This window comes from Streptomyces sp. NPDC050997 (assembly GCF_040660135.1).
In the GTDB taxonomy this organism is placed as follows: Bacteria; Actinomycetota; Actinomycetes; order Streptomycetales; family Streptomycetaceae; genus Streptomyces.
In genome coordinates this window covers 30256-44137 of record NZ_JBFAGK010000017.1, presented here as the reverse complement: position 1 = coordinate 44137, position 13882 = coordinate 30256, and the positions used below count along the sequence as shown (strand labels likewise).

Below are 13882 nucleotides of genomic sequence, written 5' to 3'. Positions count from 1 at the left end.
TGCTTCCCTGACGCCGATCATTCAAGCGTCAAGCGCAGTCATGCGCAGACAAGGGATCACCCCACTGGTTCCGGAATTGCACACCTCAGGGGCGGGCGATGGAGCAGACACACACCTCCCACAGCGGCACGGCGGCAACCCAGGGCGCACAGCGTCGGGTTCTGGTCGTCGAAGACGATCCGACGATCGTGGATGCCATCGCGACCCGCCTGCGCGCCGAGGGATTCCTCGTGCAAACGGCGGTCGACGGGCCGTCCGCAGTGGATACGGCCGAGGCCTGGCAGCCCGATCTGCTGATCCTCGACATCATGCTGCCCGGCTTCGACGGCCTGGAGGTCTGCCGACGCGTGCAGGCCGCCCGACCGGTGCCGGTACTCATGCTCACCGCGCGCGACGACGAGACCGACATGCTGGTCGGACTCGGGGTCGGCGCCGACGACTACATGACCAAGCCGTTCTCGATGCGGGAGCTGGCCGCACGGGTGCACGTACTGCTGCGCCGGGTCGAGCGGGCCGCGCTGGCCGCCGCGACTCCGCGCAGCGGCATCCTGCGGCTCGGCGAACTGGAGATCGACCACGCGCAGCGCCGGGTACGGGTGCGCTCCGAGGACGTCCATCTCACGCCGACGGAGTTCGACCTGCTGGTCTGCCTGGCGAACACCCCGCGCGCGGTGCTCTCCCGGGAGCAGCTGCTGGCGGAGGTGTGGGACTGGGCGGACGCCTCCGGCACCCGTACGGTCGACAGCCACATCAAGGCGCTGCGCCGGAAGATCGGCGCCGAGCGGATCCGCACGGTGCACGGCGTGGGCTACGCCCTGGAGACGCCGACGCCATGAGCGAGGGGTCGGCCGGTGGGAGGGGCCCCAGGGATCCCTGGGGTGGCGTGAGCCCGTTCTCGATCAAGACCAAGCTGGGCGCGCTGGTGGTCACGTCGGTGCTCATCACCACCGGGCTGTCGATGATCGCGGTACGGACCCAGACGGAGCTGCGCTTCATCACGGTCTTCTCGATGATCGCCACACTGCTCATTACGCAGTTCGTGGCGCATTCGCTCACCGCGCCGCTGGACGACATGAACACGGTGGCCCGCTCGATCGCGCACGGCGACTACACCCGCCGGGTGCGTGAGAGCCGCCGGGACGAGCTGGGCGACCTGGCCCAGACGATCAACCGCATGGCGGACGAGCTGGAGGCCCAGGAACGTCAGCGCAAGGAACTCGTGGCGAATGTCTCGCACGAGTTGCGCACACCGATCGCGGGCCTGCGGGCCGTCCTGGAGAACATCGTCGACGGTGTGACCCAGGCCGACCCGGAGACCATGCGCACGGCCCTGAAGCAGACCGAGCGGCTCGGCCGGCTGGTCGAGACGCTGCTGGACCTGTCCAGGCTGGACAACGGGGTCGTACCGCTGCGGAAGCGGCGTTTCGAGGTGTGGCCGTATCTGTCGGGCGTGCTGAAGGAGGCCAACATGGTCGCCTCGGCGCGCGCGGGCATCGCCTCCGGCTCCGGCAGCCACACCCGTACGGACGTCCATCTGCACCTGGACGTGTCCCCGCCGGAGCTGACCGCGCACGCGGATCCGGAGCGGATCCACCAGGTAGTGGCGAATCTCATCGACAACGCGGTCAAGCACAGCCCGCCGCACGGCCGGGTCACGGTGAAGGCGCGGCGCGGGGCCCGGCCCGAGTCCCTGGAGCTGGAGGTCCTCGACGAGGGGCCCGGCATTCCGAGGTCGGAGTGGCACCGGGTCTTCGAGCGGTTCAACCGCGGCAGCGTCAACCGGCCGCACGGACCCGGCAGCGACGGCGGTACGGGGCTCGGTCTGGCGATCGCCCGCTGGGCTGTGGATCTGCACGGCGGCCGGATCGGAGTGGCCGAATCCGAGCGGGGCTGCCGGATCCTTGTCACCCTTCCGGGACTTCCTTCTCTACCAAGTTGACGTAAAGTTCGAAGCGGAGCCACAAGATCCACTGGCGTTCGCCGCGGCGGACACGTGTGATCAGGCACAGGCCCGCGCGTTCGACGCGCCGAGGCCATGCCGAGTAATCCCTCACGCAGCGGAACCACACTTGTTTCCCGCCATTTCCGCCCCCGAAACCCGCTCTTTGATGTGACTTACACGACGATGAACGGGCCCGGCCTGACCTACCCGGTCAAGGAGGCGTAGCCTTTATTCCCGCTGTCCATCACCTTGTGAAGCGGAAGAGGGCGGTTACCGCCGTGTCGCCACAGTCCCCCAGTAACTCGAGCATCTCGACCGACACCGACCAAGCGGGGAAGAACCCCGCGGCCGCGTTCGGACCCAATGAGTGGCTCGTCGACGAGATCTATCAGCAGTACCTCCAGGACCCGAATTCGGTAGACCGTGCCTGGTGGGACTTCTTTGCCGACTACAAGCCGGGCGGTGCTGCCGCATCGGCTCCGGCGGGTACTGCGGCCGCGGGGGCCGCAGGGACCACGACCCCGGCCCCACCCGCGCCTGCCGCCCCACCGGCCCAGGCCCAGGCGCCCGCACCGGCTCCGGCTGCCGCTCCGGCGCCCGCCAAGGCCGCTCCTGCCGCGTCGAGCCCGGCCCCGGCCGCGAAGCCCGCCGCCGCCAAGCCGGCGGCCAAGGCCGCGTCCGCCGCGGGGCCGTCGGACGGCCCTGAGATGGTGACGCTGCGCGGCCCCGCCGCCGCGGTGGCGAAGAACATGAACGCATCCCTGGAACTGCCCACGGCCACGTCCGTGCGCGCGGTCCCGGTGAAGCTGCTCTTCGACAACCGCATCGTCATCAACAACCATCTGAAGCGCGCCCGGGGCGGGAAGATCTCCTTCACGCACCTGATCGGCTACGCGATGGTGCAGGCCATCAAGGCCATGCCGTCGATGAACTGGCACTACGCGGAGAAGGACGGGAAGCCCACCCTCGTCAAGCCGCAGCACGTCACCTTCGGCCTGGCCATCGACCTGGTGAAGCCGAACGGCGACCGCCAGCTCGTCGTCGCCGGCATCAAGAAGGCCGAGACCCTGAACTTCTTCGAGTTCTGGCAGGCCTACGAGGACATCGTCCGCCGCGCCCGCGACGGCAAGCTGACGATGGACGACTTCACCGGTGTCACGGTCTCCCTGACCAACCCCGGCGGCCTCGGCACCGTCCACTCGGTCCCGCGTCTGATGCCCGGCCAGTCGGTCATCATGGGCGTCGGCTCGATGGACTACCCGGCGGAGTTCCAGGGCACCTCCCAGGACACCCTGAACAAGCTCGGCATCTCGAAGGTCATGACGCTCACGTCGACCTACGACCACCGGGTCATCCAGGGCGCCGCGTCCGGCGAGTTCCTGCGGAACGTCGCGAACCTCCTGCTCGGCGAGAGCGGCTTCTACGACGAGATCTTCGAGGCGCTGCGCATCCCCTACGAGCCGGTCCGCTGGCTCAAGGACATCGACGCCAGCCACGACGACGACGTCACCAAGGCCGCCCGGGTCTTCGAGCTGATCCACTCCTACCGGGTCCGCGGCCACGTCATGGCCGACACCGACCCGCTGGAGTACCGCCAGCGCAAGCACCCCGACCTGGACATCACCGAGCACGGGCTCACCCTCTGGGACCTGGAGCGCGAGTTCGCCGTCGGCGGCTTCGCGGGCAAGTCCCTGATGAAGCTCCGCGACATCCTCGGTGTGCTGCGCGACTCGTACTGCCGCACCACCGGCGTCGAGTTCATGCACATCCAGGACCCGAAGCAGCGCAAGTGGATCCAGGACCGCATCGAGCGCTCGCACACCAAGCCGGAGCGCGAGGAGCAGCTGCGCATCCTGCGCCGTCTGAACGCGGCGGAGGCCTTCGAGACCTTCCTGCAGACGAAGTACGTCGGCCAGAAGCGCTTCTCCCTGGAGGGCGGCGAGTCCGTCATCCCGCTGCTGGACGCGGTCCTCGACTCGGCGGCGGAGTCCCGTCTCGACGAGGTCGTCGTCGGCATGGCCCACCGGGGCCGGCTCAACGTGCTGGCGAACATCGTCGGCAAGTCGTACGCGCAGATCTTCCGCGAGTTCGAGGGCAACCTCGACCCGAAGTCGATGCACGGCTCCGGCGACGTGAAGTACCACCTGGGCGCCCAGGGCACCTTCACCGGCCTGGACGGCGAGCAGATCAAGGTCACGCTGGCCGCGAACCCCTCCCACCTGGAGACGGTCGACCCGGTCATCGAGGGCATCGTCCGCGCCAAGCAGGACATCATCAACAAGGGCGGCACGGACTTCACGGTCCTGCCGGTCGCCCTGCACGGTGACGCGGCCTTCGCGGGCCAGGGCGTGGTGGCCGAGACCCTGAACATGTCGCAGCTGCGCGGCTACCGCACCGGCGGCACGGTCCACATCGTCATCAACAACCAGGTCGGCTTCACGGCCGCCCCGGAGTCCTCGCGCTCGTCGATGTACGCCACCGACGTGGCCCGCATGATCGAGGCCCCGATCTTCCACGTGAACGGCGACGACCCGGAGGCCGTGGTCCGCGTGGCCCGCCTGGCCTTCGAGTTCCGCCAGGCGTTCAACAAGGACGTGGTGATCGACCTCATCTGCTACCGCCGCCGCGGTCACAACGAGTCGGACAACCCGGCCTTCACCCAGCCGCTGATGTACGACCTGATCGACAAGAAGCGCTCGGTGCGCAAGCTCTACACCGAGTCCCTCATCGGTCGCGGCGACATCACCCTGGAAGAGGCCGAGCAGGCACTCCAGGACTACCAGGGCCAGCTGGAGAAGGTCTTCACGGAGGTCCGCGAGGCCACGTCCCAGCCGGGCGTCGCCCCGGTGTCGGACCCGCAGGCCGAGTTCCCGGTCCCGGTGAACACCGCGATCACCTCGGAGGTCGTGAAGCGGATCGCCGAGTCCCAGGTCAACATCCCCGACCACTTCCACGTCCACCCGCGTCTGCTGCCGCAGCTGCAGCGCCGGGCGACGATGGTCGAGGACGGCACGATCGACTGGGGCATGGGCGAGACGCTGGCCGTCGGCTCCCTCCTCCTGGAGGGCACCCCGGTCCGGCTGTCCGGCCAGGACTCCCAGCGCGGCACCTTCGGCCAACGCCACGCGGTCCTCATCGGCCGCGAGACGGGCGAGGAGCACACCCCGCTCCAGTACCTCGCCGAGGAACAGGCCCGCTACAACGTCTACAACTCCCTGCTCTCCGAATACGCGGTCATGGGCTTCGAGTACGGCTACTCGCTGGCCCGCCCCGACGCGCTCGTGATGTGGGAGGCGCAGTTCGGCGACTTCGTCAACGGCGCGCAGACGGTGGTCGACGAGTACATCTCGGCGGCCGAGCAGAAGTGGGGCCAGACGTCCGGCGTCACGCTCCTCCTCCCGCACGGCTACGAGGGCCAGGGCCCGGACCACTCCTCGGCCCGCGTCGAGCGCTTCCTCCAGCTCTGCGCGCAGAACAACATGACGGTCGCGATGCCGACCCTCCCGTCGAACTACTTCCACCTCCTGCGGTGGCAGGTGCACAACCCGCACCACAAGCCGCTGGTGGTCTTCACCCCGAAGTCGATGCTGCGCCTCAAGGCCGCCGCGTCGAAGACGGAGGAGTTCACGTCGGGCCAGTTCCGCCCGGTCATCGGCGACTCGACGGCCGACCCGGCCGCCGTGCGCAGGGTCGTCTTCGTGACGGGCAAGCTGTACTACGACCTGGAGGCCGAGCGCACCAAGCGCGGCAACACGGACACGGCGATCATCCGTATCGAGCGTCTGTACCCGCTGCCGGGTGCCGAGGTCCAGGCCGAGATCGCCAAGTACCCGAACGCCGAGAAGTACCTGTGGGCCCAGGAGGAGCCGGCGAACCAGGGTGCCTGGCCGTTCATCGCCCTCAACCTGATCGACCACCTCGACCTCGCGGTCGGCGCGGACGTGCCCCACGGTGAGCGGCTGCGGCGGATCTCCCGTCCGCACGGCTCCTCCCCGGCGGTGGGTTCGGCTAAGCGCCACCAGGCCGAGCAGGAGCAGCTGGTGCGAGAGGTGTTCGAGGCGTGAGCCTCTGACGGTCCTGATCGACGGTCCTGATCGACGGTCCTGATCGACGGTCCTGATCGACGGTCCTGATCGAAGGGCCCGGTTCCAAGTCCTCGCGACCTGGAACCGGGCCCTTCGGCATGTGCCACCTGGCCGCCCTCACATCAGCTGCGGCTCGAAATCCCAGTAGGGGCGGTGCTGTTCGCGCATGTAACGCACCTGCCAGTGGTCGTCCGAAAGGTTGTCCGAGAGGCGTTGTACGGCCTCCTGCCGCGCCCGGTCCGCGTCCTCGGGTTCCCCGGCGGCGTCCAGGTCCTGGGCCAGGCCGGCCGCGAGGTTGAGGGTAAGGACATGGCTGTCCCCCACCACGGCATGGGCGCGGGCCAGCGCCTCCCGGCCCAGGGCCACCGCCCGCTCCAGGGCACCGGTGCGGGCCAGCGCCGACGCGGTGTTCATCGCGCAGCCGACGGTCCACAGGTGGTCCGGCCCCAGCGCCCGCTCCAACCGTGCCCCGGCCTCCTCGGTCCGCCGCAGGGCGCCCTCAGCGTCCCCCAGATCCCTCTGCACCAAGGCGCAGTCGTCGACGACCCCAGCGGTGTAGGGATGGTCGTCCCCGAGCAGCTTCCCGTACCGTACGGCGGCGTCCTCGACGAGGTCGTGAGCGGCGTCGCACTCACCGAGGCCGCGCAGCAGCATCGCGTAGTCGGTGGTCATCATGAGCGCCTCGGGATGGTCGGGCCCGTGCCGGCGCACCATGCGCTCCCGCGCCTCCCACATCATCGTCCGGGCCCTCGGCTGGGAACCGTCCCGCCGCAGGCACAGGGCGAGGTTGTGCTGGGCGACCAGGGTCTGGTCGTGGTCCCGGCCCAGCCCCTGCTGGTGCTGGCGCAGGTTCAGCGTCTGGATGTCCAGGGCCTCGCCGTACCGGCCGAGCAGCCGCAGGGCCCAGGAGGTGCGCAGGCCCGAGTCCAGTGTCGTCTGGTCCCACTCGCCATGGAGGTTGAGGTACGCCTCCCCGACGGCACGGTGCAGGCCGAGGGACTCCTCGTACCGGCCGAGCATCCGCAGCGCGATGGCACGGTTGCCGCGGATGGCGAGCGTACGGGGGACCTCGTCGCCGCCGAGTTCGGCGACGGCCTGGGCCTCGGCCTCCTCGTACAGAGCGCGGGCCTCGTCGTACCGGCCCAGCGCCACCAGGGTGCCGCCGAGTCCGTTCTTGGCGCGCACCATCTGGATGGTGCCGCTCACGGGGACACCGGCGACGCGGCGCAGGAGCTCCCGGCCGATCCGTTCCGCTTCGTGGTAGTGGCCGAGCCTGCGCTCCATGTTCGCCAGCTGGTGAGCGGCGATCAGCACCTGGGGGTTGCTCTCGCCGAACGTCGGGGTCCAGGAGTCGAGCGCCGACTGGCTGAGCCGCTGACCCTCTTTGTACTCGCCCCGGACCCGCAGGTACTCGATGCAGTTGAGCACCAGGCTTCTGACGTCCGGGTCCTCGGAGCCCAGCGCGCCCGTCGGTTCCAGATGCGGGATCACCTCGGCGTACCGCGCCCAGTGGATCGGGTCGCGAGGATGCCGTGGGTCGGCCGCGACCAGTACCCGGCAGGCGGTCCGCGACGCCTCCCGGGCCTCCTCCGTACTCAGGTGTCCCCGCACGAAGCGGTGGAAGAGCCGGTGCATGCGCAGGGCGCCGACGGTCTGGGTGTCCATCGGCCCCTGCGCGTACTCCAGGCTCATCGACGTCGCCTCGGACAGCTCCCGCAGCACGGGGTTCCAGCTGCTCGGCTCGGTCACGAAGGTGACGAGGTGGCCCGGCATGTCGACGGCGCGCGCGGACTGGACCAACCCCACCGGCACCACGTCGGGCGAGAAGAAGACGAAGAGCGCGAGCAGCTCGTAGGCGTTGGGATGCTTCTCACGCAGAGTGTTGACAGTCTGTGCCCAGGCGATCTGGAACTCCCTGCGGTAGTCGTCGGAGGGGGCGACGGGTACTGCGTGCGGATCGCCGTCCCGCAGCCGGAGGATGTAGGCGTCGATGTCCGCTGTCCGGTTCAGCCTCAGCCACGCTGCGGTCTGGTCGATGAGCAGAGGGTAGTCCTCGACCACGGCGGCGAGGCGGCCAGCGCGCTCCTGGGTGAGTCGGCTGCTGCGCCGGCACGCGAGGTCGACGGACTCCGCGCGGTCGAACGGCGGGAGTTCCACGACCTCGGGGCACCAAAGGGACCAGTCGGTGCGCTGGGTGGTGACCAGCAGGTGCCCCGGCCCCTCCGGAAGGATCGCGTCCACGTCCTCCGGGTCCTCGGCACCGTCCAGGACGACGAGCCAGCGGACGCGCTCGCCCAGCGCCCGTTTGGCCGCCTCGATGCGGCCACGCAGCACGGGACCGGTCCCCGGCTCGGCGCCCAGTTTGTCGGCGAGGCGCGCGAACTCCTCGCGGGCCGTGGCGCGCACCGAGGCGTGGACCCACCAGACGATGTCGTACTCGCCCTTGTAGCGGTGGACGTACTCCGCCGCCGACTGGGTCTTGCCGATGCCGGCCGGCCCGAGGAGGGCGACGCGCGCACCCTCGCCGCCGTCCTCGAACGCCTGGTGGACCTGCTCCAGGATCCGCTCGCGGCCGGTGAAGGCGCGGTTGCGGCGCGGGGCGTTGTCGATCTCCAGCCGGTCCTCGGGGAAGCGCGGGCCACGCGTACGTTCGAGCGTGACCGGGCCATGCCGCCCCGGGGTCAGTTCGAGCGCCGTCAGCAGAGCGGCGGCGGCGCGCTCGGCGTCGTAGCCGCGCAGGGGCAGTACATGGCCGAGGCTGTCGGCCGCGTCCGGCAGGGCCGCCGCGGTGACGGACACGGCGACGAGGCGATGTCCCTCGCGGGGCATGATCTGGTCGAGGACGTCGGCCCAGGCCTGGCGGCGGGTGTCGTCGAACCGGAGGAACCAGTCGTCGACGAGGAGCAGGACCTTGCCGGGCGGGGCCAGTAACTGGTCCAGTGCCTCGGGCTCCGGGACGGTGTGCACAGGATCCCATCGCACCGGCACCGGGCGCGTCCCGGCCAGCTTCAGCCGGTGCGCCATCCAGGACGCCCAGGACCAGGACTGCCCCGCGTGCAGGACCGTGACTCGCTGAGGGGGCGCAGGAAGCATGCCGGTGCTCCTTCTGGCGTGGGCGAACACCTTTGTTCGCCAACTCCACGTTAGGTCAGCGTCCTTGAAGTTGCGGAGAGCTGTTCGCCCACGCGTGCGGCCGCATGCCGGACGAGTTGTTCCAGATCGGGGCAGTGGACACTGGGGTGCCTGAAGTGGCCGGTGGTGGGTGCGTACCGGTGGGCGTGGTTGCCGCCGCCGCACACCCGGAGGACGGGGCACTCCCGGCACTCCTCTGCGAGCGCGGCGGCACCGTCCCTCAGCACAGTGATCCCCGGGTGGCGCAGGGCGGTGTCGAACGAGTGCCGGAAGACATCGAGCCCGGTGGTGGAGGCCCCGTGGTACGTCGCCCGCAGGGAGTCGATCCGCTCGATGGTCCCATCGGTCTCGACGACGACCGCGGTGACCGGCGACAGCCCCACCGCCTCGGTGCGCGAGGAGCCGCCGAGCACGAGCGTCACGATCTCCGCGAACAGCCGTACCCTCGGGCGGCCCGGCGCCGTGTCGTTCCACCACAGGTCGAAGGCGCGGACCAGCCAGTCCCCGTAGGGCGCCGGGGCCGGGCGGTGACGGCCCGGCGGGCGGGTGCCCCAGTGTGTGTGCGGCAGCAGGAAGTCGAGGGTGGGCGGGGCGAAGGCCCGCAGGCTCGTGTACACCTCGTCGGCGGCGGTGGCGGGATCGATGGTGCACAGGATCCCGGCGTACGTGTCGGTGTGGCCCTCGGCCAGCAGCGTGGCCGCCCGCCGCAACGCGGGCCAGGACGGTCGTCCGGCATGGTCCGGCCGGCGCCGGTTGAGCCGGGCGGTACCGCCGTCGAGGCTCAGCCCCACCAGGATGCCCGCGCCGGCCAGGCGATCGAGGACACGGCCGGTCAGCAGGGTGCCGTTGGTCTGGACGGTGGCGACCACCTCGGTGCCCATCGGTACCGCCGCGCGCACCAGGTCGACGTAGGTGACCACCGGCTCCGGACCGGACAGCAACGGCTCTCCGCCATGCAGATCGACGCGCAGGACGCGCAGCCGGTGGGTGCGGGCGTGCTCGGCGATGCGGTGGGCGGTCTGCCGCATGACGGTCTCTTCCGCCCGCGACGGATGGTCACGCCAGGTGCTGTCCGCGCCCCGGTAGATGTAGCAGTAGGTGCAGGCGAGGTTGCACCTGCTGTGCACCTTCAGGACGAACTGCCGGAAGCTGTCGGGGTCGGCGCCGCCGGGCGGGTCCTGCGGCGGCTGGAAGGGCGAGTCGTCGTAGTAGGCCAGTGCCGGTTCCCCGCTCCGCTCGCGGGCCCGCAGGTCGGCGAGCAGTTCGGCCAGGACGGGATGGCGCGGCCCGTCCCGTTCGGGCGGGGCGTAGACGGGCAACGGGGTGTCGGCGGGGTGGACCCTGCCGGTGTCGGCGGTGTGGTCCCGGCCGGTGTCGGCGGTGTGGTTCCGGCCGGTTTTGCCGGGCCCGGGCCGCAGCACGGCGGAACCGGGCGGCTCGTCCCTGGCCGTCATGTGTCGTCCCCGCGCTGCGATTCCAGCGCCACCAGCGCCTCCTGTATCCGCACGACGGCATCACTGTCACCGAACCCCGCCTCCCCGTACAGGCGCAGGGCGGTGCGGTACTCCGCGGCGGCGACACGGGCCGGGGCCGACGCGTGCACCAGCGCCGCCGCGCGTTCGGCGCGGACCCGGGCCTCGGCGCCGGTCTCTCCCCGCGCGCTGAGGATTTCGACGGCCCGCCAGTACTGATCGGCGGCGTCCTGCCAGTCGGAGGCCTGGGCCGTGTGCACCGCGAGGTGCGCCACCGTCTCCCCTCGCAGCTCCCAGGCCCGCGCGCGGAGCAGGTCGTTGTCGGTCTCGCGGGCCGCGGTGCCCAGGATCCAGCTGGCCTCGTGGAGGTCGGAGAGTCCGCCCTGGTGAATGTGACGGCCCAGCAGGGCGTCGCCGAGCGCGACCCGGTAGTCGAACAGTTCGGGGTCCTGTTCGAAGACCTCGTTCACGGCCATGCGCAGCACTCGTACGGCGTCGTTCCACTCCTGTGCTTCGTGCAGGGCGAGCCCGAGCCGGTACAGCAAGGGCGGCCGGGCCGGGTCGTCGAGCGGGCGGTAGCCGGCGGCCTGCCACCAGGCCCAGACGGCCGACTCCAGATCGCTCCGGGCCCGGGTGAGCCCATGGGCGGTGCGGTGGGCCGCGCCCAGCCGTTCGAAACAGTCGGAGCGCAGCTCCAGGTCGTCGCCCGCGTACCCCAGTGCCTCGTTCAGGACGTCGACGATCTGCTGTCGGATGCCCGGGTCGTGCCCGGCGCCCGAGGTCAGTTCGAGAGCGCGGGCGATGTCCAGGCACATGCGGGCGAGCTCCTGCGGCTCGGCGCCCTCCGAGACGCGCAGTTGCAGCGCGTCTCGGAACGCGACCGCCGCCTGACCGGCCACCCGCTGGGCGCGCGTCCGGCGCCGGTGGTCCGGTTCCCAGGGGAGATCGCCGCGGCCCGCGTCGTGCCGGGCGAACGCCAACAGGGCCCGGGCCTCGAACAGGACGGCGGCCGAGCCGTATTCGTGCAGCCGGTTCTGTGCCGCCAGGTGCGCGGCGCGCTCGAACCGGGCGGCGGCCCACTCGGCGGGGCTCCCGTCGTCCGGTCCGAGTACGTCGGCGCCCTCGCGCACGACCAGCGACGCGGCTCGCAGCGCTGCCGTGGCGCGCAGCCCGACAGCCTGCGCGCCCTGGGAGGCGGAGGCGTTGGGCGGCATCCCCTCCTCCAGCCGTCGACGCGCCTTCTCGTACGCCAGCAGGGCCAGTCGCATGGGCCCGGCCCCGGGTGCGTCCAGATCGTCGGCCAGCCCGGGCGGCAGTGCGGCGGCGGCCGCTCCGGGGGCCTCCAGTTCGGCTGCGATACGCAGCAGGATGTCCGCCTCGGTGAGCACTTCGGCGGCGCTGCTCTTGCCGTCCGTCGGCAGGGCCTCGTAGGCCTCCAGCAGGTTGTCCGCCGTCCTGGCGACCCGCCAGCGCTGGAGCAGCGCCTGGGCGAGCCGGCCGCGCAGGGCACGCTGTCCGCTCTGCCGGCGCTCGGTGCGCAGCGCCCGGCGCAGGGTGCCGATGCCCTCGTCGAGGTCGCGCATGTTGCCCTGGGCGGAGTAACGGTCGAGCAGCTCGTAGGCGAGTTCGGTCAGTTCGCCGGGACCGGCCCCGGACGGAGCCGACGGGGCTCTGCCATAGCGGGCGAGCACCTGGGACGACACCTGGGCGAAGGCGCGCAGCAGCTGGTCGCCGGTGTCGTCGCCGACCCCGGTGTCCGGCACCGCCGTGTTGGCGAGGTAGGCGGCGGCCAGCGCGGGAAAGTTCCGCGCCGAACGCCCGTACTGCCGTTCGAGGTACTGCGAACTGTGCTTGAGGACCAGCCGGGCCTCCGCACCGGGCAGATGCCGCAGCAGTTCCTCGCGGGCGCCGTCGATGAACTCGTAGCCCCCGTCCTCCACCGTGTCGCTGCTTCGCACCAGTCCGGCGAGCAGCACCTCCGCCATGACCTCCGGTCCGCTGTCCGGGAGCATGGCCCGCTGCACCAGCTGCATGACCGGCAGTACGAGCGGCACCGTCGCCAGGTACTCGGCGAGCAGCCGGGCATCCCGCGACGCGGTACGGCGGAAGCCGCGCACCCGTTCGCGGGAGCTGATCTCCCGGTCGGCGCGCGGGATCGTGCTGCCCGCGGGATGGTCGGGGCGGACCCAGGCCGCCGAGGCGATCAGGCGCTGGGCCGTGTCGTCGCACACCAGCCGCACCCAGGTGGACAGGGAGGCCGGGCGCAGCGCGACGACCGGCACCGGAGCCGCGGGCCCGAACGGCCGCTCGGTACGCGGCGAACGGAACTCCAGGCGGCCCGTCGGCCCTTCCCGGCGGTGCAGTTCACCGGGGAAGGCGGGCAACCGCGTGCCGCGCCACATGCGTTGCGGCAGCGGCTGGACCACGGCCACCGGGGCACAGGACGCCCACGCGTACAGGAGCCGCTGCATACGTCCGCCCCGCCACAGCGGGCCCGCGCAGTCGCTGAGGACGACGGTGAGCTGCCGGCCGCTGGGGTCGCGCAGCAGTCCCGGCGCGCGGGTCGGCGCGGTCGGTTCGGGCGTCGGCGCCACGCGGGCCTCGCCGTGGCCGTCCTGGTGGACGTAGTGCTTCTGGATGCCGCGAAAGGCACCGGCGCGTTCGCAGACCTGGTGGAGTTCGTCGAAGGTGTCCCGCCACACCACCGTGGAGGAGGAGATGTCCATGACCAGCTGTAGCCGTGCTTGCCGCCGCGGTGTACGCAGTTGCACGGGGTCGACGATGCCGGTGTCGGCCGCCCGCTCGGCGGTGGTCACCTCGTCCAGTCCCGAGGCGACGGGCCTGCTGGGCGGCTGGTAGCGGTTGAGGGGCTGTAACGCCCGTTGCAGGGCGAGCCGGTCCGGCAGTACGGCGGCGGCCGGGACGTGGGTCGGCACCACGGTGTCGCCGCGCCCCTCGGGGATCGGCGGGCTCTCGGGGCCGAGGCTCGCGGGGCCGGCGGACCTGGTCCGGCCGGGCACGGCGAGGGCCACGTCGGAAGGCGGTGCGGTGCCCTGACCTGCCGTCGGCGTGTCCGTGAGACGCGTCGGGGTGCCGGTGTCGTCCGGTAACTGCTCGGGGATTTCCGTTACTTCCGCGCCGGGGAGGTGGGAGGCGAGCCAGAGCGCGTCGGCGAGTTGCTCGGCGTCCGCAGCGAGTTCCGTCTCGTGCATCCTGCCGACGAGCACCTCCAGCGCTTCGGCGAACGCCAT

The 13882-nt window shown here is 71.3% G+C and carries 6 protein-coding genes; 3 read left to right on the top strand and 3 right to left on the bottom strand.

Features of this window, described 5'->3' with window-relative positions; genetic code table 11:
- Window positions 1–98: 98 nt before the first annotated feature.
- From AB0H86_RS31310 to AB0H86_RS31300, 3 genes are all read left to right on the top strand, one after another.
- A complete protein-coding gene (locus AB0H86_RS31310; protein WP_362446251.1) occupies window positions 99–836 on the top strand; it encodes a response regulator transcription factor in 738 nt (245 codons plus the stop codon).
- The gene (locus AB0H86_RS31305) at window positions 833–1939 is read left to right on the top strand and encodes an ATP-binding protein (RefSeq protein WP_362446248.1); all 1107 of its coding nucleotides are present in this window, start codon (window positions 833–835) and stop codon (window positions 1937–1939) included. The genes AB0H86_RS31310 and AB0H86_RS31305 overlap by 4 nt, the downstream gene beginning before the upstream one ends.
- A 281-nt stretch (window positions 1940–2220) precedes the next feature.
- On the top strand, window positions 2221–6006 hold the full coding sequence (locus tag AB0H86_RS31300; protein WP_362446245.1) for a multifunctional oxoglutarate decarboxylase/oxoglutarate dehydrogenase thiamine pyrophosphate-binding subunit/dihydrolipoyllysine-residue succinyltransferase subunit: 3786 nt from the start codon (window positions 2221–2223) through the stop codon (window positions 6004–6006).
- A 138-nt stretch (window positions 6007–6144) separates the two neighbouring features.
- Here the strand turns inward: AB0H86_RS31300 and fxsT are convergent, their stop codons facing one another.
- From fxsT to AB0H86_RS31285, 3 genes are read right to left on the bottom strand one after another with little or no spacing between them, the layout of a single operon-like run.
- Complete coding sequence (fxsT, locus tag AB0H86_RS31295; RefSeq protein ID WP_362446242.1) at window positions 6145–9120, bottom strand: FxSxx-COOH system tetratricopeptide repeat protein; 2976 nt, start codon at window positions 9118–9120, stop codon at window positions 6145–6147.
- 50 nt (window positions 9121–9170) lie between these two features.
- The gene (locus tag AB0H86_RS31290; RefSeq protein WP_362446239.1) at window positions 9171–10613 is read right to left on the bottom strand and encodes an FxsB family cyclophane-forming radical SAM/SPASM peptide maturase; all 1443 of its coding nucleotides are present in this window, start codon (window positions 10611–10613) and stop codon (window positions 9171–9173) included.
- Window positions 10610–13882 (bottom strand): SAV_2336 N-terminal domain-related protein, encoded by a 3273-nt coding sequence (locus AB0H86_RS31285; RefSeq protein WP_362446236.1) that lies wholly within the window; start codon window positions 13880–13882, stop codon window positions 10610–10612. Before AB0H86_RS31285 ends, AB0H86_RS31290 begins: the two co-directional genes overlap by 4 nt.

Excerpts from the sequence above, each read along its gene's own strand:
- AB0H86_RS31310 (WP_362446251.1), top strand. The coding sequence starts at position 99 with ATGGAGCAGACACACACCTCCCACAGCGGCACGGCGGCAACCCAGGGC.
- AB0H86_RS31305 (WP_362446248.1), top strand. The coding sequence starts at position 833 with ATGAGCGAGGGGTCGGCCGGTGGGAGGGGCCCCAGGGATCCCTGGGGT.
- fxsT (WP_362446242.1), bottom strand. The coding sequence starts at position 9,120 with ATGCTTCCTGCGCCCCCTCAGCGAGTCACGGTCCTGCACGCGGGGCAG.
- AB0H86_RS31290 (WP_362446239.1), bottom strand. The coding sequence starts at position 10,613 with ATGACGGCCAGGGACGAGCCGCCCGGTTCCGCCGTGCTGCGGCCCGGG.
- AB0H86_RS31285 (WP_362446236.1), bottom strand. The coding sequence starts at position 13,882 with ATGGCGTTCGCCGAAGCGCTGGAGGTGCTCGTCGGCAGGATGCACGAG.